The organism is Mesorhizobium sp. M1423, assembly GCF_040317575.1.
Classification (GTDB): Bacteria; Pseudomonadota; Alphaproteobacteria; order Rhizobiales; family Rhizobiaceae; genus Mesorhizobium.
Genome location: NZ_JAMYKU010000012.1, coordinates 140,912 through 161,116, shown reverse-complemented (window position 1 = coordinate 161,116; position 20,205 = coordinate 140,912). Strand labels below are relative to the sequence as shown.

Here is a 20,205-nt window from a genome sequence, read left to right as displayed (position 1 = left end):
GCTCCGTTGTCCACTCAGCCATGGATTAGCATCCCACCGTTGACATCGATCACGGCGCCGGTGATGTAGCTGGCCAGATCGGAAGCCAGGAAGAGATAGGCGCCGGCTACGTCGCGCGCCTCGCCCAGCCGGCTGAGCGGGATTCCCTTGATGATGTCGGCGCGCATGGCGTTGGTCAGTTTGCCGCCGGTGATGTCGGTCTGGATCAGGCCCGGTGTGATGCAGTTGACGCGGATGCCTTCGGGACCGAATTCGCGCGCCATGGCCTTGGCAAGCCCCAGAACACCCGCCTTGGCAGCCGAATAGTGCGGGCCACCGAAGATGCCGCCGCCGCGCTGGGCCGAAACTGACGACATGCAGATGATCGAGCCGCCGCCATTTTCGCGCATGTTCGGGATGAATGCCTGGCTGAGATGGAGCACGCCGCGTAGGTTGACATCGAGGATGCGGTCCCAGTCAGCCGCGCTGATCTCCAGCGTCTTGACCGGCTGCGTGACGCCCGCATTGTTGCAGAGCACATCGATCCTGCCCAAGGTTTCTGTCACTTGCGCCGCCGCCCTCTTGCAGGCGTCGAGGTCCGCGACGTTGCACGCAAGGCCGATATGGTCGGGTCCAAGCGACGCAGCGGCGTCACGCGCTTGCCCGTCATCGAGGTCGAGTATTGCAACGCGAGCCCCGTGCTGTACCATCAGCGCTGCCGTGGAGCGGCCAATTCCCCGGGGGCCCGCGGCCCCCGAAATCACCACGGCCTTGCCCTTCAGCAACAAGTCGAACTCTCCTGCTATTTCTGTTTGCCGGTGATCTAAAGTCGGTAGAACCGGGCGGCGTTGTCATGGAACAGCGCGAGCCGCTCCTCGTGCGGGTGGGCGATCGTAATTTCCTTGAAGGCGTTCAAAATGGCGTCGAAGCTCGAGAACAGCTTGCCGACGGGGAAGTTCGTCGCGAACATCGAGCGGCCGACGCCGAAGGCTGCGATCGCCTCCTCGATGCTCGGCGCCGTCGACCTGCATGCCGGTGTGATTGAGAATGATCTGCACGTCGGGAAAGTCGCGCGCCAGTTCGAGGAACTCGCTCATCTGCGGATAGTAGAGCTGCGGGTCGAAGCTCAGCCCGCGCTTCGCCAGCTCCCGGAAGCCGCGCCGCCATTCGGGCGTACGACTGACCTCCGGCCGCGCCAGATAGGTCTTGGCGGGGTCGGGATGATAATTCATCGGCTGCCGCATGCCGCGGAAGTTCGGATATTCCATGTGGCGGTCGAGGAGGTCGCCGACGTCGGGTTGGGACAGGTCGGCATAGCCGACGATGCATGCGGAAAGCCTCGCTTGTTGGCGATCTCCTGCAGCCAGCGCGTTTCCCCAACCGGATCGCCGGGATCGAGAAGCAGCACTTCGGCTCCGGTGGAAAGGGCACGAGCGATCCGGACGATCTGGCCTCCGTGGAGGGACAATTTGCGTGCCGGCATTATCGATGATCGCTTCGCCGATCGCTGGGTCGATCAGCTGGAGCGCTCCGAGCGCAGTTTCGCGCGTGCGGCGACGGCTGATCTGCGACCAGCCCGACCTCGCATGCACAATGCCGATGTTTTCCGCGACCGGACAGCTCGGGCAACAGCGCCAGCTCCTGATGCACCACCGCGATGATCGGGCTGTTGTGGTCGGCCTTGGACGAGGCGAAGCCAATCTCGCCGGCTTCGCGTGAGGTCAGCCCTGTGACGATGCGGATGAGAGTGCTTTTGCCGGCGCCGTTGCCGCCCAGGAGCGCGTGGATTTCGTCGGCCCGGACCTGAAAACTCACACCCCGCAGGACACGGGTTGCGTCATAACTCTTCTCGATATTGGCAGCTTCGATCAGGGGCTTCCTGGTCAATACCTGTCCAACTCCCGGCACGTTGCCGGCGCTACCCAAGCTTTGGGTTGAACTCGGCTCCATCCTGTATCTCCTTCCGGGACCACTGTGCGACCGATTGACATTCGGCTCAATTTTCGTTTCTTAACATTCTGTGTAGCTGAGCTTAACTGACGAGGACGAGGTCAGACATCAAGTTCAATTCGATGACGCATTTCGAGGCAGTCGCGCGGCTCGGCGGCGTGGCAAAGGCCGCTCAGGAATTGCAGGTGACACCTTCGGCGGTTAGCCAGCAGCTGCGGCTGCTCGAACACCAACTCGGGGTGCGGCTTTTTCAGCGCGAAAAGCGCCATCTCTCGCTCACGATCGACGGTGAGCGGCTCTTCCAGACCACGACCCAGGCTTTCGAATCCATACGCGAGGTGCGTAATGCCATTGTGCGGCAGCGCGAAAGCTTCCAGCTTAGCCTGCGCGTCAGTCCTTCCTTCGGCGAGAAATGGCTGGCGCCGCGGTTGGCCGAGTTCAGCAAGGGCTATCCGAGCTGGAATTTGCGTGTCGACGCCACGCCCAATTTCTCGGATTTCGAAACGGAGGTCATCGATCTCGATCTTCGTTATGGCGACGGCGGCTGGGCCGGCCTTTATTCGGATTGCATCGTCAACGATCTGATCCTGCCGATGTGCTCGCCTTCCTATCTTGCCGAACTGCGCGCGATCTCACCGGATCCGCGCGAGCAGCTTCGCCATGCGCGGTTGATCGACAGTGTGAAGGCCTATTTCCGGTGGGATTATTGGCTGCCGTGCAACGGTATCCAGGGCGCCCGCATGACGTATCCCTATCGTTTCGACCGTTCGTCAATGTCGGTTCAACTGGCGAAGGACGGTGCAGGTGTGGTCCTGGAAAGCACATCCATCGCATTCGAGGACCTGGTGTCGGGTTCTCTGGTTCCGGTCTCGATAGAGTTCGAGGTCATCGAGTTTCCGGGATACTGGCTGGTCTGTCCTTCGCGGCATATGAACCGGCGCGCGGTTCGCCTGTTTTCGGACTGGGTGTCACGCGTGGGTAAGCGCGACACCGATCTGGCTCGCCGGTTTCTGGCGGATAAGCAACTGCGCATATCGTTCGAACGACGGCCTCATTTCGGGGCACGGGATGACAAAGCGGCGCCAATGGCGTGAACAGTTCGGCGTTCAAGACATGGCAAGACGAACATTGACAGCACGTTGCGGTTGAGGAGCTGGCAAAACGCAGGCTGTGTGCAAGCGAATGGGTTGGCCCCACTTTTCATTTTCCGCGTAGCCTGTGCCTGTGGCTGCCCGCGCCACAAGGCGTTGGTGCACAAATGTGGCATTAGGCACAATCAGCTCTTTGATGCCGCCTGCTATGTCGGCCTTGCCGGGCAGCGAACGGACTCCGGGCGTGCGCACGCCGTCATGCGGTTGAGAACGGCGCAGCCGATGGCGACCTCGGTCTGCTGAGCCGAAAAGGAGCGGGCTCGCAGGCGACGTCCGATCAGCCCCTTGTAGCGCCCGATGGCGGTCTCGATCAGGGCGCGCTTGCCATAGCCGGTGGACGCCTGCCAATTCAGCCTTCCATCATTGGCGATCGCCGTGATGTGACCGTCCCTTTGACCGGGTGGTCCGGTGTCATCACTCTCCACGGCCGTTGAACGTGGCGGGATGACTATCCTTGCGGTGACGCTGTGTTGCAGCACCGCGCAGTAGGTGGGACCGCCATCATATGCTCCGTCGGCCCTGAATTGGTCGATCTCTGCGTCGATGCGGTCGAGCAGCGGCTTCACCTGCGAGGGATCGTCGCCGTCCTGGTCGGTCAGATATTGGGCGATGATCTCGCCGCTGTCGGCATTGAGAACCAAATGCAGCTTGCGCCAGGTCCGGCGTGATCTGGCACCGTGCTTGTCTTCCAGCCATTGGCCGGCGCCGTAGACTTTCAAATCCGGTGCTGTCGATCAGCACATGCAGCGGACCGTCCTCGGGATGCCGCTGCCGCTTGGCCGATGGTTCCCCTATCTGCGCCCGGCGGCTTAGCGTCGTGTGATCGGGAACCGGTATGATCAAGCCCCATCAGATGAGCAGCGAGGTCGCCAATCCCTCGCTCTGGCGCAGACGAAGCCCGAAGACGCATCCCAGTGTCAAGACCGACTCGATGGCGAGGCTGGCCGCCGCGGGTCGTTCTTCGCGGCGCATGCCACCTGGCCAAGGCTTCTTCTGTCAACCACAGCGTCAGACTGCCGCGCCGCCGAAGGCCCGCCTCGTATTCCGGCCAGTTTGTCACCTTGAATTTCATCTTCGCGACTCGGTGACGGCGGCTGGCATTGTGTTTGTAGGGCATCGGGCGAAGATCATGTCGTTGGCGATCTCGCCTGCCTATCGGCAAACCCTTGAAAAATGTTCCACGCACCAACGCCTCGACAAGCACCTTTCTTCATAGATTTCCCGAACGACCCGCAGCGCAAAGCCTCCCCATGAGAAAAGAGCTTCCCATGTCTTTCACGCCATTGATTGACCCCGAGATCAAGGCCCGCTACCGGGATTTTCATCTGATCAGCATTGTGGTGCGGAACGCTGGAATCGACGTGCCGGATGCACAGTCGTTGAACGACACGATTGCGGCGGCGGAACAGGCGGCGCTTCGCGATGACGCCCAAAGGGACGCGCGTCTTGCGGCGTGGGCCGTTGCCTACGAGGCTTTCGGCACAAAGGCCAATCGAACGCCGTGCTCGGCCGCCGCGCTTCTCAAGCGGGTGCGGAAAGATGGCTCTCTCCCGCGGATTTCCCCACTGGTTGATGCCTACAATGCCGTCAGCGTGTTGTATGGCGTTCCGATTGGCGGGAAGATCTCGATCTCTACCAGGGGTCCCGAGACTTTTAATTGCGAAGGGAGCGGAGCCATTCGACACGATCGAGCAAGGTGAAATGGTAACAGAGCATCCTGAACCGGGCGAAGTCATCTGGTGTGATGATGCCGGTGTCACGTGCCGCCGCTGGAACTGGCGGCAGGGGCGGCGCACCATGGGTCACGGTCGATACCCGCGCCATGTGGCTCGTGCTGGAAGCCCTCGGCCGAATGTCAGCTATACAGATGACGGGCACCGGAGAGCATTTGATGGGACTTATCCAAGCGTTGTGCCCGGGTGCGCGAATCGAAACCGCGCGGATCGACGAGTCCACTACATCTCGTGTCCCTTAGGGTATGGCCCCACCTTTCGGAGAAACAACACTCAGCCCTGTCCGGATCTGGCGCTCCTTGCTCGCTCCGCTGGCCTACACAGTTGATTGCGAACGACCCAGAACGGCTCTCGAAAACGAGCGTCGAACGAAATCAGATCACCGTTTGTTCTCCCTTAGCGTTGTTTGGCGTACTTTTATCGCGATGCCCTCTTGTGGGCCGTGCCATAACGCAGTTGATGATCATGCCTGACTACGAAGCGTCGGCCGCCGATAGTCTGGATACAGCGCTCGCTGTGCTCGATGAGGTATTGTTATCGCCTGAGATCTGACCGCCTCATCCCAGCGGACAAAACGGGGGCATCAGAGCCCGGACGCCTTGGTGAGATTGACGCGGAAACGATCGCGCCGGCGCTGATACTTTCGCGTCATCTCGGCCGAGGCATGGCCGAGCTGTTTTTGCACATAGCGTTCGTCGACCTCGGCCGACGAGGCGAGGCCGGCGCGCAGTGAGTGGCCGGCGAATTTCTTGGCCCGTTCGCCCTCCGACAGATCGCCGCGCACGCCGGCGGCGAGCGCCGTGCGCTTGACCAGGCGTGCGACCTCCTGGTCGTTCAAGCGATCGGCACCGACGGCTCTGCCTTGACCAGCAACGCGCCGAAACAGCGGTCCGTGCGCAATGCGCGCAGTCTTAGCCAGGTCTGCAGAGCGACCACAGGGCAGGTGGCGTCGGAGGAGCCGCGGCCGATTTCGACCTCGCGCCAGCCGGTTTTGCCGCGCAATGTGACAAGCAGACCCTTATCGGCAAAAATCTCGACCCAGCCGCGTCCGTCCTCGGTCTGATCCCTGCCGAGGTCGAGGCCGACGATTTCGGATCGGCGAAGGCCGCCGGCGAAACCCAAAAGCAGCATGGCGCGGTCGCGCAGACCACGCAGCGTGCCGCGGTCGAGGGTCTCGAGCATGGCAATCAGATCCTCAGGCAGGATCGCTTCCTTCTGCCGGGGAGGGGAGGCGTGGGTGTTGCGAACGCCAGCCATCACCGTGGCGATATGCCAATCCTTGCGGTCCAGCGGCTGGCCGCGCTGGGCAAAATTCCAGGAGAGCGACGAAAGCCGGCGCTCGATGGTTGAAACGGTGTTGGGCTTTTTGTCGCCAGTGGCCGTACCTGACGCGCAGGCGGCGATATAGAGCCCGACGACCTGAGGATCGGGCGGGAACATCTCGATGCCTTGGCGCCGGCACCAGCTCGAAAAATGCTTCCAGTCGGCTGCGTAGGCGCGGCGCGTGTTGGCCGAACTCGCCGCCTCGATATAATCGCGCGCGCGGCCGGCGAGCGCCTCAAGCTGCGCAGGCAGGCTGGGATTGGCAATGGCTGGAAGGGGAGGGGACGAGGCTAGGTCGGCATCGCCCATCTGCATGACGATATCGATGATGTCGGGCATGTCGTCCTCGCCGGAAGCAGCGGATGATCGTTGCGCGTCGCCAGCCATGCTCATGCCGCTTCGATATCCGTTTGGGAGAAGTCTTTGCCGACGAAAAGCAGCGGTTCATCCGCACGCTTTGCCAAAGCATAGGACAGGCAATCGGCAAAATTCAGCGCCGCCGGGTGGTGGCCCTTGCCGTAGGTCAGCCAACCTTGGGTCGCCAGATCAACCAATTCGGAGTCGACAGGAATGATGTCGGCCTCGATTTTGCGCAGCCAAAGATCGATCTCGGCCAATGCGTGTTCGCCGCGCCTGCTGACCAGCACCATGCGTGCCTCGAGCACGCAGGTTGCCGGGACCAGACGGATTGGGTCCAAGACCAGCGCTCGTTCCAGCCTTGCTGCCTCAGGCTCGCTCCGAAGGGTCGCTACAACAGCTGAGGTGTCGATCACCATCAGTTAGGGATTCCATGCTCGTCATACCCGATGATCTCCTCGTCGCTGCGACTATCCAGTTCAGGCAATCGTGCCACTCTTTCTCGGATGGCGCGCAATTCTGCCAGCAGACGCTCCTGAGCGGTCTCTCCAAAGCCCAAGCGATGCAAGCGCTCGCTCAGGGCCTGATGAATGGCTGCTGTCTTACTGATACCCTGGCGGCGTGCGAGTTCATCGGCGAGAGCAACGGTGGCCGGATTTTTGATGTTCAGGGACACGAAAGACTCCAAAATTCTACCTTTCTGGCCAATTCTACCATGGACCCCTAGCCTCGTAAAGGACGAATGATAATGCAATTATCATTCGTTTTGAATACGCGGCAGGGTGTGCGTTTTTAGGCGGATGTTGTGGTACAAAGCGCATGTAACTCCGTACTTCTGCTCGCGGCCAAGGTTGACCATGTCATGACAAGCGTGGCCCAGATCAGTCAGTTCTTGGTCCGAAAGCACTGATGCCGGTGTCACCAAGGCCTGGCGCAACGCGGACTCAGGCAGATCGGGCGGTGCATTCGGCAGCTGCCGCCTCAGGCAGGATTTGACGAGTCCAAATTCTCTCTGAGCAACCAGCTTGTCGAGGCTATCCAGGTTATCATCGCCGGCATCCAGCGCGCTGTGCCAGTAGCGCAGGAGCAGATTGGCGCCTGCTACGGAATCCCTCGCCAGCCTTTGGCGTGGCGATCGAGCCAGCAGGACTCCATCTTCACCACTGAAATAGTCCTGCCGCAATCCAATCAGGGCGCGGACGAGCGGGGCCGCAGCCAGCTCAGCCCCTATGCAATCCCGCCGCGACGACATATTCGGCAGTGTAAGCTCCAAGCTTGCTTCGAAGGTACCTTTCGTTTACCCGACCATTCCCTCGTTTAGCTTGTTCATCGCCGTGGTTGTAACGAGTGCTTAGAGGTTTCGCGTCTTTCGCGTCACCCAAGTCATTATGCCTGTGCTATTTATGGCAGATCACACAGCCGGCAGCGGCTTCGCCGATGCCATACACATCATCCACGGTCGGCGCTTGATCGCCTGCAAGCGGATTGATGCGCCGACGCGAAAGCAACCGTGCCCTGCGGACTTCGAATTCTTTCTCGATCGCCTCGACGCGCTCCGGCTTGCTGAGCTCGTCCAGACCTTCTCCCTGACTCCAGGTAAACGGCGATCCATGCTCGCGGGCAGTCTTCTCGTATCCACGAGCGTCTGCGAACGCCTCTGGATGCTCGCGCATCAGACGCACCCACTCGATCTTTTGCTGGAAGAAACAGAAAGTGCATCCCGAGCGCGTACGCCAGCGGTAGTACTCGGGCTCGCCCAGGCCGGCGCTCTCCAGAGTCTCACTCACGCCCGCCCGGTTGATTCCGTCTTCCCGGAGCGGGAAGTGAATCTGCATGTTGCCGTTAGTAGCTTGGTAGCCCTCTCGGCTGGGCTCGTCGGCGCGGATGGCGACGTAAGAGTGGATCGTGACACCTGCCTCCAGATCGTCGCGCAGCCACTGCTCCAGCGGTCGGAGCTTGAGTTGCCGGGTGCACCATCGGGTTTGTGGCGACGGCAGGAAGTGATTGTATTCCTTGAGCCAGAAATCGAAGTCGCGGTCCGGATTGAGGCGCGTGATTGGCCTGCCCAGGAAGCCTTCCAGCTTGTCGAGAAACGAATATACCTCGGCCAGCTCCTTGCCCGTATCAGTGAAGAAGTATTCGAGGTCGATATCCGGTCGGGTCTGCCGCATGTGAACTGCCAGGGCGGCACTGTCACGCCCGCCTGATATACCGAGTATGTGACGCTCGCGAACCACGGTCATATCTGCTCCAATTCCTGTTCTGCCGACAGCCGCTCTACTATCTTGGCCAGCGCAGTGAGCGATACCGCCGACCGGAGGTCTCTTGTCTTGAGTTGCCGAAATAGCTCTTCCGCTATTCCGTCTGCTTCGGCAAACTCGTCTTCCGACACATGGAATGCGTGGAACAAGGGCCTTTGTGCGGGATCCAGCCCGATCACCACGGAGATTGCCCTGGCCGTCGGCGCGCGGCCCTTGACCGACGCGAACGCCTCGGCATCACGGAAACGGCGGGCGAGCTTGGCCATCTCGAACACGGCTTGTTCCTGCTCGCGATCCGACCAATTCCGCGGCGGTTTATGAACGAGCAGGCTTGCCAGACCTTCCATGTCGCCCGCTCCGCCCTCGAATTCGCCGATTCTCATGATGAAGGCTTCGAGGCGAAGTTCGCCAGACACTCCGGCGGCCGTAGAGGCGCGGAAACCGATACCCTCGAAGGTGTCGCTTTCCACGCTGAGGTGTTCCGCTAGCTGGCGGGTAAGCTCATGGACCATGGCCGGGTATGCAGTCTCCGCCTTGGACAGCGACGCGGCGATCGTCACGGCAGGATCGGTCTCGCCCTTAAGGGCAGTCGCCAGTTCGGAGAACAGCAGTACCTCGGGATCGTTTGCCTTGAGGACGACATCGCGGACCCGCCGCACTCGCTCGTCCAGGCGCCTGGTGCGCTGAGTCCAAAGCGGAAGCGCGTGGAACCGTTGGAAGAGGGCGGAAGCCACGGGAAGGGCCTCAGCCTCGAGAATCTTTTCCTCCGTGGACAGCAAGGTGGCGAGCTGACGGATGAATTCCACGTCGCGCTTGGACCGGGAAATACGCCTGAACTCGACGGCCGACGCATCCTGCAGCAGGCGATCCGCTACGACGTCGTTGATGACGGCCTGGTAAAGACCGTCAACATAGACTGCCACCAGACTTCGGTTCGCCAGGAGATAGGCGAGCGCCAGCATCGGCATGACACCGCGTTTGATGCCGAACGGGCGACCGGCCCATCGGTCGAACAGCTCGCCGAGGTTGACGCTCTTTTCCTTGAGCAATTTCCAAGCTGGAGCAAGTTTAGCTCCCGCACCCTGCTTGTCGGGATCATGGAACCTCCAGCCCCCCGTTTCGTCGCGGCGATGAAGCCCCAGCGGAGACAGGACCGTCAGATAGTGACCCCGCTCCACTGGGTAGTCCTCGATGCCGAGATCCTCGATGTCCGGCTTCGCTACCATGGCGTGCAACACCGCGCGGAGGCCGGCCATGGCACTGGACGAAGGCTTGTCCCGGTAAAGCAGTTCGGACTGTATGACCGGAGCGCTATCGAATGACGCGTTGCAGAGGGCCGAGGCGACTACCGTCAGTCCTTTGCCGTCCAAGTCACTTTCCCGCTTGTCGAATGCCCACCACCGCGAGGCGAAGAAGGCTTCAACCAGCTCGCCGCGGACAGCATCGGTGATCTGTGCGCGACGGGCGGTCAGCTCGCGGCGGGCAATACGGTCACCCTCCAGCCGGGGATGGGAAGCTTCGACATGATCGATCGCATAGAGATCGGAGGCATGGTCGCGCAGCAAATAGACACGGTCGGTAGCCGCCACGGCTGCGAGAACGCCGGCCTCCTCTAGTTCGCGGCTGAGAATCTTGGCCGCCACCTCCGGCTTGGCATCGAACGTGCGTGCATCCGGCATGATGAGCACCAGAAGGCCAGAGGAGTTTCGCTGCCTTTTGGCCAGCGCCGCCGCCGTCCTCTTTGCCCATGCGGCCGGGTTTAACGGAACGTCATCCGCGAACTGCAGGACGACGTTGAACAGCCGGAGGGCGCCCGTCGCGAAGTAGTGGCTCTTGGCGGCGATCGGACCGATGCCCAGGCGGGAAGGAAGATCGGCCAGGACGTCGGCATCCAGCTTGAGACTGGCTTTTGAGATGGCATCGTCCAGATCGAAATCGCTGCCGGCGAATAGGGCGTAGCCCCCAAGCCTTGCCTGGCGGATAAGGATCGCCCTGTTCACCAGGTCATCCAGCGTCGCGGAAACGTCGTCGGGGCTGCGCGTCGGCGCACACAGGGCAAGAACGTCATCGGCGACGGCAAGCCCCGATCCGTTGCGGAACAATTCGATGATGGCCGCGGCCTTGGTCAGATAGCCGGCTAACACACCCTGCAACGTGGCGCGCTCGACCGCTTCGATGGCTAGCGTCATCCGGTTGCTGTCGGGCCCGACAATCAGGGCGGTGCCGAAGTTAGCCACCAGGTAGTCCCAGAGTTGGTCGGGTCCGTAGAGCGCATTGTCCCCAACGTCGGCCTGGGCGAGATGTGCCTGGAACCCGTAGGGTTCCGCCGACGAGAGGAAACCGAAGACACTTCTTTCGTTCTGCGCGAAGCGTTGCCGCGACAGCGGGCCTAACAGCAGGGCGGATACGGGGTGAAGCGGCCAGGCATCGGCCAGTACTTGCGCCAGTACAGGTACGTCAACCGCCCGACGTTTGGATATGGCCGTCGCGGTCCTCGCGGCAAGGTCGAGGGCGCTCCGGGGCGTCTGCTCGGAATGGATCGCGCGGGCGAGCAATGCCGCCACTTCGTCAGCCTGGGCGACGAACGGCACGTTCTGGAAGCGGCCCTGAACCTTGGCCCACTCGTCACGCGCGCTGCGGTTGAGGCGTCCGGCATATTGTTCGAAAGACTGGTGCAGTATCCCGACGACGACCAACCGACCGTCCGACCGTGCGGCCCGCTCTGCGAGGTCTTGGAGGACATGAATGTCGCCTTTCCCTCCCATAGCGTGTTCGAGAAATTTCCCGAGTTCGTCGATTATGATCAGCAGGCCGCCCTTGGACCGGGCCTCCGCTTCCAGTCGGTCCACCAGCGCCTTTTCGTCGGCAGCAGCGGTTGCCTTATCCTCGCCAGACCAGCCGAACCTATCCGAAGCCGCGTCCGCGAGGGCGCCTGATAGGCTCGTGCGCCGGCCGGTCAGCGCCAGGATGCCCCACGATTTTCCGCGGCCTGGAAACGAGTGGCTGAAAGCCTCCGCCAAGTCGTTGCCGACGATTTCCTCGGCCAGAGCCCTTTGTTTCTTGCTTCCGGCAACCAGGTTGGCCACGAGCAGTGCCGCACAGGACTTGCCGCCGCCATAGGGCCCCGTCCATGTGAATGCGTACTGCGAGCCTTCCCCTATCCCGCCCAGCATCGCCTCGAGCGACTTCCGGACGCTCGACTGCAGGACATAGCCCGTAAGGGGAGGCGTGCCGTTAAGATCGGTGTCCAGTCTTGCCGAAAGGGCGAAGCGACGCTCGACCCTGACGACCTTGGAAAGCTTGGTCACGCCGCCCTCCGACGTTTGTAACTCGCTGCAATTAGCGTCAGTTCATCGATTTCGGCCAAATTGCCTACGAGGGCAACCTGTCGGAGCCCTGCGGTATCCGTCCAAGTCATCTTGCCGCCCGTAACATCGGAAATTCTCATGAGCCTGGCGACAAGGCTGTCCTCGTCGAGCTTGAACACGCGGCCCGGCGAGCCTGGCCCATACTGGGCCTGCTCCACGGACAGCGTCGGTGACTGCTGGTGGTTACGTTCCCAGTAACGCTTGAGGACACGCGCGAATACGCCATCCGGGAGGGTATTCTTGGGGCCGCGTACGAATTCCATCTGTCCGCTGGACTTCAGCTCCCGCAGAAGGCCGAGCTCGACCATCAGCGGCTCGGATGCGTCCTCCCCGGCGTCCTGGCTTCGCGCGGCGTAACTCCGTACGAACACCTCGACATCCCGCTTCAGCGTTTCCACCGTTGCACGGCCTCCACGGGATCCCACGATCACCGCCATCGCCTGAACCAGGTCTTCGCGCGAGAATGCCGACTGGTTGATCCTGTTAAACGCATAGTAGAACGTCGTGGCCACGTCCGGGATTGCGACGAGGTTGGCGTGAATAAGCCATAGCGTCGAATGCTGTTCCAGATATGGATCGAGCCCGTCGTTCCCGAAAATCATATGCCCGAAATCCGTTGCGGTTAGGGCTGCTTCGCCGTCGTCGCTGATGACGCCTGCGGCGAGAGCCCAATGGCGCATCGAAAGGGCCATATTCTTACCTACGCCGAAGCGGGCGATTGCGCTTTGTTCGTGAAATGTTCTGCGGTCGACTCCGTGGGGACCCGACGCCACGTCGTACGCCTTCTTCAGCCAAAGAAGGCGCAGCGGGAAGGTCTCATGGCCCGAGACGCGAATTTGTGTCATGGGGAGGTGAAGCTCGTCAGTCATGATTGAATGCTACTGGAGACGGTCGCCAGCGACAATCATTAATCTCGCACGAGGTCCGACAAAATTCGAGCAGCTTCCGCTACTTCGATCCCGGTCGTGAATCGAGAGCAGTAAATCCTGACAGTCTCTGCTGCCGCTTCCGAAGTATATCCCATGGCGGAGAGGACGTGAGAAGCGTCTATCTGACCGCTCGTACAAGCAGAGCCCTCAGAAATCGCGAGGCGCCCACCTGCGCGGCTCACGAGTGACATGGCGTTATGTCCCGGAAACCTGATGCTGATGCTGCCCGGCACACGATATTTTTGGGGAACGTTCTCGATGAACTTTGTCTGGAGCGACGCCAACTCATCCAACAGCGTACAAGCCATCGCCTTTTGATGGGCGGAATCGGTCAGTAGACGCTCGTTGGCCAGGCTAGCTGCGACTCCGAAGCCGACCGCCAGTGGCGTGGCAACAGTTCCGGGGCGAATTCCCGCTTCCTGCCCCCCGCCGAACTGTAGCGCGAAGGGCCGGAGCGGGGATGCGGAAGAAACGAAGAGCGCGCCGATCCCCATTGGGCCGTAGAACTTATGCGAAGACAGGCTGGCCAAGTCGAAATCGGAGAAATCCAGGGGTACCTTGCCGGCCGCCTGCGCAGCGTCGACATGGACGAGGGCGCCGGCCGTCCGGGCGAGATTGACCACTGTCGAAACGGGCTGGATCGTCCCGACTTCGTTGTTGACTGCCATGACCGAGACCAGAAGTGTCCCCTCGCCGATCAGTGGTTCGAGCCGGTCGAGATCGACGACACCGTTTCGACTGACAGGCGCTTCGACGATCTCGAAACCCATCTTCTCGAGCGAATGGGCGGATGCCAGTACGCTCTTGTGTTCGATTGCGGAGACAATGATCTGCCGGCGGGGGCTCCCGCCATCGAGCGCGGCAAGGGCAGTACCCCGAACCGCGATGTTGTTGGCTTCGGTTGCTCCCGACGTGAAGAACAGCTCCTGCGAATCGGCATTGACCAACCTGGCGATATCCATGCGGGCCGCCTCGACGGCGGACGACGCCATCATACCGCGGAGATGAGGGGAATGCGGGTTGCCCGCCTGCGCGTGCCACCAAGGTGCCATCGCTTCCAGGGCCTCGGGCGCCAGCGGCGTCGTGGAATGTCCGTCAAGGTAAATCTGGTTCAAATCGAGCTGTCCTCGGCTGCTTCGGATAAGGTAGATCTTTTCCGGATACAAACATCGACGTTCGTTAGCGGCGCGGAAACTGTTCCCCTAAACCGAGCGACTTGAATAGGTAGCGGCTGTGCCTGATGTAGGCGTCTCTCGCGCGAATGCTCAGATCATATCCGTCGATCTCCATAGCGATGGCATCGCCGGGATATGCCATGATGGCGGATACCCTCGACGGCAGGCCCCTGGCGTACTTGAGCACCGAGGCGTGCCTGGAAGGGTCTAAGGATTCTATGGCGTCCGAGTTTCGCGAGTTCATCACGCCGGTGGGGCCGGAGACGTCCTTCAGGCAGCCGGGGCAAGCTATGTGGTCTACGAACGGGTAGACATAATTGCCCCGCAAAATACCTGCTAGGTAATACGCCCGTGGCAAGAACCAGCCGGAACCCTGGTGCCAGCCCGTGTCGCGCAGGTGGGCAAGAATGTCGTCTACCGAAGTGTTTTTCCCATAGACTTCCGCAAAGGCCTCTACGCCTCGAGCGAAATAGCAGTCGTAGTGCCACGCGGCGCAGCACTGCGGATAGTCCAGTAGCTGCGCGTCCGAAAGGAACGAGGTGTCGCCTGCCACGAATTTTTCGTGAATGGCTTCGTTTCGCGTAAGCCAGAACACCGACGTTGCTGCCGAGCTCCTGCTGTCCACCTCACGGGCGACGCGGGCGTCGTCGATCTTCAGCGGCCTATACCTATGGTGTACGTTCACCTTGCCGCTGCCGGAGAGGCACCCGTAATCCTTCGCGAGCCTGACCACTTCCCGGTATGGGCCAGCCCGGACCTCGTCCTCCGCCATTCCCAAGAACACGTTTTTGCTTCCCCGCAGCGCCTGAACCACCTGCAGGATGTTGATCGCTTCCTCTTGCAGGTCGATGGCTGCGTTCGGATAGCGTTCGAACACCTCCCTTATTTCACCGAACAGCCGGATTTCGTCCGGGTCTTCCGAAAGTTCCTGCATGTAATGCGTCCTGCTTTCATCGCTGCGAATGGGGTGAGCGGCCGGTATGCTTCAGTCAAGGTCGCGGTGCGGAAGGTAACCGAGATTGGAAGCGTTGCAACGGTCCCTCTATTGGTTTTGGGTTTGAACGGTGCGATCAATCGCACCTGGCATTCCGGGTGATTCCCGCGGGGACGAAGTGTGGCGACCAAGCTCGTAGGAATTCTAGAACGTTGCGGTACGTCGAGTCTTACCGGATTGCTCGGAGCTTCGGCGATCGAGCTCCTTGAGATCAAACGGCCCGAGGCAAAGACGCCCCTCGGCTTGGCCGAGTTCGTGGTCGGCATATTCGGTGCCGAGGGCGCACTCAAACGGGACGACGTGCGCAAGCTGCTGTTCGAGCAGATGAACTCCTCGGAAGCGGCAGAGTTGTGCGAGCTGCTCGAACTTCCCGCTGGCGCGCCACAGTTGACCCTGCGCGCCGTTGCGTTCGATCGACCCTTCTATACCGACCTGCTCTTCAGGTGGTTCGGCCTCGCGTACGACGGGTCCGACCAGGTCGAGCAGGAGAGCTCAAGCAAAGCGCCCAGCAGCAACAAGCTCCGGGAGCACCAGGCGAATGCCTTCCGCGAACTGCGGAACCGTCTCGCGGACAGTAGCCAGGTTGTGCTTGTCCACATGCCGCCTGGCGCGGGGAAGCTTCGGCTGGTCGCTGCAGCGGCGCTGGACCTGTTCCGCTCGGCGGCTGCCGACAGCATTGTCGTTTGGATTGCCCCGCATCCAGCTCTCTGTGACGAGGCATTTCTGGAGCTCACCCATGTCTGGCATGATCTGGGTCTTGTCGACGTGACGGCCTACAGGCTGTACGGCAACCACGCGCTCCCGGACCTAGCTACCCTCTCGAGCGGAATTGTCATCGCCGACCTTGACAGGGTCGCCGCGGATGGCCAGAACCTGGCAAGCCTGGGCGCGAGGGCATGTGTGGTCGTCATGAATGACGCGGAGCACCTCGGGCATCCTATCGGCGCCTCCCTCCTTCAGGAAATGCGTAAAGGAGGGCAGTTCAGCATTGCGGCGATCTATTCCGCTTCCGGAGCTACCCTGCGCCAGAGCAGCTATGCGACCGGCGTGATGGATGCCCTGACCGGAAGGTCTATATGCATGGTCGACCAAGCTCCGCAACTGCTCGTTGCAGCTGGCGACATAGACCCCTTCGATGTGACGACGAAATTCTCGCCAGTGACGGGGCTGACCGTCGATGCTGCCCAGTTGGACTTGCATCAGGATTTGGCGGACGCTCTGGCGTCCGATGTCGGACGCAATGCGATGCTCATCGAGTTGATGGAAGAATTGAACCGGGCAAACGAAAAGGTCGTCCTTCAGGCCACGACCGCCGACCACGCCAACCTCCTGAATGGAATGCTCGGGTTCCTCGGGATAAAGGCGATGGCAATTACTGGCCAGATGGCGTGGAACGACCGAGTCGTCCAGATGCAGCGTTTCAACTCACGATTGGACACGACCGTCCTATGCGTGCATGGGGTTTTCGTGCCGGGGCACGTGGTCCCCGACGTCACTTGCTTAGTCCTGGCCAGACCGACGAGTTCGTCAGCCGTGCTTTCCGAGATGGTGGGGCGAACCGCAAGCGGTCGCAAAAAGCCGGACAAGCCCTTGCGGGTCCTGGCCATCGCCGATCCCGTACCTGCATTCCTGCGGCTCGTGGAAGACCTCTCGCGGTGGAATAGATTTGAAAACGAGGAAAAACAATGAGCTTTCCCGTCATTCCGCAGAACCTCTCCATCTCAGCGATGAGAAGTTCCGGGTATCGCGACACGGCGCACGCGTTGGCCGAACTGATCGATAACTCGATACAATCCGGTCAAAGCGTGGGGACGATTACGGATGTGGAGCTGATCTGCATCGACGAAGTCCCAGCAGGCGGTTCCAGGCGCAGGCTGTCAAGGCTGGCAGTCTTCGATAATGCCGCTGGTATGGACCCAAAAACCCTTCGGGGAGCGCTGCAGTTCGGTAACGGCACGCGCCTTCAGGTAAAGGACCAGAAGGGGATCGGCAAATTCGGCATGGGCCTCCCGAATTCCTCGATCTCGCAGTGCCGCCGCGTCGACGTATGGAGCTGGCAAGAAGGGTCAGTGTATCACAGCTACCTCGATGTCGGTGAGGTGGAGCGGGGACAGATGACCGAGGTACCCGAACCGCAAGTATCGGCTATTCCCAAGGAATGGCTCAAACTTGTCGCGGCCGAGATCGGCCCTCACGGGACTTTGGTGGTTTGGAGCGACCTCGACCGTGTCTCTTGGAAGCAGAGTAGGGCGTTGCTCAGAAACACCGAATTTATTGCCGGTCGTGTTTACCGCCACTTCATCCACAAGCGCTCGGTAAGGATACGGCTCGCCTCCTACGAGGCGGGGGACGGGATATACGCCCCCGGTTATCAGAGCTTCGTCCGTCCGAACGATCCCCTTTTCCTGATGAGCGGGACCAATGCACCTAGCCCTTATGACCAGATTCCGGCATTCGATCCGTTCGGCGAGCCGGTCGAATTGACGGTCGGGTACAATGGGGGCGAGTCGATTGTCAAGATCCGCGCCTCCGTGTGTAAGCCCGAGGCGAGGCGGGGCGGCGGAGCGAAACCGATCGGCCAGCATGCCCGGAAGAACATCGGCATCTCGGTGGTGCGGGCGGACAGGGAACTCGAGCTAAATCGCAGCTTCGAGAACTCGTATGACCCAAGGGAACGCTGGTGGGGGGTAGAAGTCGTATTCGATCCCGCCTTGGACGACGTGTTCGGAGTGACGAACAACAAGCAGTCCGCCACAGGCTTCATCCGACGCGACCTCGAAGAGGATGCGCAAGCCGAGGCCATGTCGGAGGCGGACTTCCAGGCTTCGCTAGAAGAGGATCGAGATCCGCGCCTACCGATGTACAGGATCAGCAAGGAGATTGATCGCCTGTTGAACGCGATGCGGGCGAAGGTAGCGAAGATGCGCGAAGGCGAGCGTGTCGCCAAATCGGAGGAAACGGACGAGACGCGCGCCGAAAAGGCGGCAACGGCTTCGGTGAAGCGGAGACGCGAACGCCTGGGAGATACGGGGCAGAGCGATCGCGACGAGAAAGCACCCGATACCGAGCGTATGGACGCGATCAGTTCCGACATCGCGAACGACGGGGTCGATGCCAAAAAGGCTCGGGAAATCGCGGTAGACTACGTAACCAAATCCTCGAAATTCAGGTTCAAGCACGCCGACATCTCGGGCTCTTCCATGTTCGATGTTTCGTTGGTCGGTGGACTCATTACCGTGACCCTAAATACGCGGCACCCGGCCCACGCCGCGCTATTCGAGGAGTTGCGCGAAGAAAACGCCACCCCCAACCCATACGCCCGGCAGGTCCTGGCCCTGATTGCTGCCTGGGCCCGCATGGAAGACGAGTCGCCGAGCACGAAGGCGAGCGCGGCCATGGAGGAGATGCGGGAGAACTGGGGTCGGGTGGCCCGCGATTTCTACGCTTCAGATGAGGAGTAATTCCGGAATGAGTTTCGAGCTGGAGCTGGCCGATGGGAGGGCGTGAGGCAGTTCGTGGCTTCGCGATTCAGGCGCTAGTTTGTCTTCTTGATGCGCTCGAACCCGGCAACGACTGGACTGCGGTCACCGTCGAGCCGGATTCTGCCAACGATAAGGTGGATATCTTGTGGGAGTTGCCGGAAGGAAGACGGCTCGCCCAACAAGTGAAGTCGTCCAAGAACATCATCGGCCGCGGGGCAGTGGTGACCTGGTGTAGGGAACTGAAGCAGTCTCAGGCGGCTGACAGGTATCAACTGCTGCTCTCTGGCCCCCTCGCACAGGCGGCACTTGACGATGTGCCGTTTGATGGGGTCGAAGTTCCCCCTCCATCATCTATAGATACATTGGCGTTGATGGACCAGGCTATTGCCAAATTGGACCGGTATCTTTCCGACAAGACTATCGCTCCTACTCCGATCGCGATCAGGGAAGCGATCGTCGTCACGGTTTCATCTAAGATCCTCGATGGTTCCATCAGGGGAGACTCCCTCAAGCGCGAGACTTTCGACGGGTTGCTCGTCAACTGGATACTGGCCGCTTACCCTCAGGCCATTGAGCACCGGATGGTGGCCAACTGCGAGGTCCTGTGGAGCACCGTCACCCTCGCGGGGCCCATCAATATGAACGAAAGAGCGTTCCATCTCGTGCTCCCGCTTACTGTCGTCAACGGCGGGCTGTCCGTGGTCGTTGTCGAATGGTTCCGGGTGAAGGTTGACGGGGTAGGCAGGCAGATGCGGTATCTTCCGTCGGTCGTCTTGCCTGAAGGTTCTATCTCGCAGACGGTAGATCGCTCCGCAGGCATCCCGTTCGGAGAGTTTGCGGTGCTGCCGGGGTCTGCTCGGACAGCGAACGTGCTCTTCGTGCCCTTGGAAGGACCCGGTCTCGCCACTGACATGTGGCCCGAACAGGATGTCAAACTTGAACTGTTCGTGAAATACGGTGCGTTGCCCGAATTCAGATCGGTAAGGAAGGTGACGCTCGCGTCGACCGCAGACCATCGGGCCGTGCTCGGAACTACCCGAGCAGTTCACATTTCGACGGTGCCGATTGACGCGTTTGTCTGAATCGTCGCAGCGGCAGCGGAGACAGTCACCCCCGTGACGCGCGGCCGGGCCACGCACCTACTAAATGCGATGAAAGCCCGGTTCTTGGGAACCGAACCGATGTAGCGTCGCGCACTATTGGACTGCATCGAATCCCAGCGAGCCGAAGTCGGGGAGCGTTTAGATGAAATCGATACCGGTCGACGGGTCCATTTTCTGTCCCAAGTGGACCCCGCATTCGAGATCAGACACCGTTCATGTTCGGTTCGACCGTAGAGTACGATTTCGCGCTGCTCTTGTTCTGACCCCAATTTGAACAAGCTCGGCGGCGACTACGCCGTCTCGCTCAAGAACAAGGACAAGAAATGGCCGCCCTCAACGGTAAAGATCATTCAGTTCTGTTGTGGGTCGCGGTGGCGATGTCATGCGCCGGTGTCATTTA

General features: G+C 60.8%; 15 protein-coding genes and 3 pseudogenes. 5 read left to right on the top strand and 13 right to left on the bottom strand.

The genetic code is table 11. The annotated features are described in order from the left end of the window. Positions 1–14 precede the first annotated feature (14 nt). The 3 genes and pseudogenes from NKG95_RS17160 to NKG95_RS17150 form a co-directional block, all read right to left on the bottom strand. A complete protein-coding gene (locus NKG95_RS17160; protein ID WP_352453729.1) occupies positions 15–767 on the bottom strand; it encodes an SDR family NAD(P)-dependent oxidoreductase in 753 nt (250 codons plus the stop codon). 35 nt (positions 768–802) lie between these two features. Next, positions 803–1,247: pseudogene (locus NKG95_RS17155) on the bottom strand (amidohydrolase family protein). Positions 1,248–1,461: 214 nt separating this feature from the next. Further along, positions 1,462–1,905 carry an ATP-binding cassette domain-containing protein gene (locus tag NKG95_RS17150; protein WP_353041624.1) on the bottom strand — a complete coding sequence of 148 codons (444 nt, stop codon included), beginning with the start codon at positions 1,903–1,905 and terminating at the stop codon, positions 1,462–1,464. 146 nt (positions 1,906–2,051) lie between these two features. Here NKG95_RS17150 and NKG95_RS17145 point away from each other — a divergent pair, with 146 nt between their 5' ends. Further along, complete coding sequence (locus tag NKG95_RS17145; RefSeq protein ID WP_352792063.1) at positions 2,052–3,023, top strand: LysR substrate-binding domain-containing protein; 972 nt, start codon at positions 2,052–2,054, stop codon at positions 3,021–3,023. Positions 3,024–3,226: 203 nt separating this feature from the next. Here the strand turns inward: NKG95_RS17145 and NKG95_RS17140 are convergent. Next, positions 3,227–4,197 (bottom strand): annotated as a pseudogene (locus tag NKG95_RS17140) (IS5 family transposase). Positions 4,198–4,348: 151 nt separating this feature from the next. Between NKG95_RS17140 and NKG95_RS17135 the strand changes: the two are divergent. Further along, positions 4,349–4,780 (top strand): phenylalanine--tRNA ligase beta subunit-related protein, encoded by a 432-nt coding sequence (locus NKG95_RS17135; RefSeq protein WP_353041622.1) that lies wholly within the window; start codon positions 4,349–4,351, stop codon positions 4,778–4,780. Positions 4,781–5,396: 616 nt separating this feature from the next. Here the strand turns inward: NKG95_RS17135 and NKG95_RS17130 are convergent. From NKG95_RS17130 to NKG95_RS17090, 9 genes and pseudogenes are all read right to left on the bottom strand, one after another. Continuing rightward, positions 5,397–6,529, bottom strand: a pseudogene (locus NKG95_RS17130) (site-specific integrase). Next, positions 6,526–6,912 carry a type II toxin-antitoxin system VapC family toxin gene (locus tag NKG95_RS17125; protein WP_353041620.1) on the bottom strand — a complete coding sequence of 129 codons (387 nt, stop codon included), beginning with the start codon at positions 6,910–6,912 and terminating at the stop codon, positions 6,526–6,528. Before NKG95_RS17125 ends, NKG95_RS17130 begins: the two are co-directional and overlap by 4 nt. Continuing rightward, positions 6,912–7,169 (bottom strand): type II toxin-antitoxin system VapB family antitoxin, encoded by a 258-nt coding sequence (locus tag NKG95_RS17120; protein WP_031195575.1) that lies wholly within the window; start codon positions 7,167–7,169, stop codon positions 6,912–6,914. The genes NKG95_RS17125 and NKG95_RS17120 overlap by 1 nt, the downstream gene beginning before the upstream one ends. A gap of 81 nt (positions 7,170–7,250) precedes the next feature. After that, positions 7,251–7,766, bottom strand: coding sequence for a hypothetical protein (locus tag NKG95_RS17115; protein WP_353041618.1), 516 nt, complete (start codon positions 7,764–7,766; stop codon positions 7,251–7,253). Positions 7,767–7,890: 124 nt separating this feature from the next. Next, positions 7,891–8,736, bottom strand: a complete 846-nt coding sequence (locus NKG95_RS17110; RefSeq protein ID WP_352720324.1) for a phosphoadenosine phosphosulfate reductase domain-containing protein — start codon at positions 8,734–8,736, stop codon at positions 7,891–7,893. Further along, a complete protein-coding gene (locus NKG95_RS17105; protein WP_353041616.1) occupies positions 8,733–12,062 on the bottom strand; it encodes a hypothetical protein in 3,330 nt (1,109 codons plus the stop codon). The genes NKG95_RS17110 and NKG95_RS17105 overlap by 4 nt, the downstream gene beginning before the upstream one ends. Beyond that, positions 12,059–12,991: a DUF4007 family protein gene (locus NKG95_RS17100; protein WP_352772089.1), complete on the bottom strand. Its 933-nt coding sequence runs from the start codon at positions 12,989–12,991 to the stop codon at positions 12,059–12,061. Before NKG95_RS17100 ends, NKG95_RS17105 begins: the two co-directional genes overlap by 4 nt. Positions 12,992–13,029: 38 nt before the next feature. Then, a complete protein-coding gene (locus NKG95_RS17095) occupies positions 13,030–14,166 on the bottom strand; it encodes a cysteine desulfurase family protein (RefSeq protein WP_352720318.1) in 1,137 nt (378 codons plus the stop codon). Positions 14,167–14,230: 64 nt separating this feature from the next. Next, a complete protein-coding gene (locus NKG95_RS17090; RefSeq protein WP_352720317.1) occupies positions 14,231–15,160 on the bottom strand; it encodes a hypothetical protein in 930 nt (309 codons plus the stop codon). Positions 15,161–15,340: 180 nt separating this feature from the next. Between NKG95_RS17090 and NKG95_RS17085 the strand changes: the two genes are divergently transcribed. The 3 genes from NKG95_RS17085 to NKG95_RS17075 are packed head-to-tail and all read left to right on the top strand — an operon-like array spanning position 15,341 to position 19,784. Next, positions 15,341–16,909 (top strand): DEAD/DEAH box helicase, encoded by a 1,569-nt coding sequence (locus NKG95_RS17085; protein ID WP_352720315.1) that lies wholly within the window; start codon positions 15,341–15,343, stop codon positions 16,907–16,909. Beyond that, positions 16,906–18,681 (top strand): ATP-binding protein, encoded by a 1,776-nt coding sequence (locus NKG95_RS17080; protein ID WP_352720314.1) that lies wholly within the window; start codon positions 16,906–16,908, stop codon positions 18,679–18,681. The genes NKG95_RS17085 and NKG95_RS17080 overlap by 4 nt, the downstream gene beginning before the upstream one ends. A 32-nt stretch (positions 18,682–18,713) precedes the next feature. Then, positions 18,714–19,784: a hypothetical protein gene (locus tag NKG95_RS17075; RefSeq protein WP_352720313.1), complete on the top strand. Its 1,071-nt coding sequence runs from the start codon at positions 18,714–18,716 to the stop codon at positions 19,782–19,784. Positions 19,785–20,205: the final 421 nt, after the last annotated feature.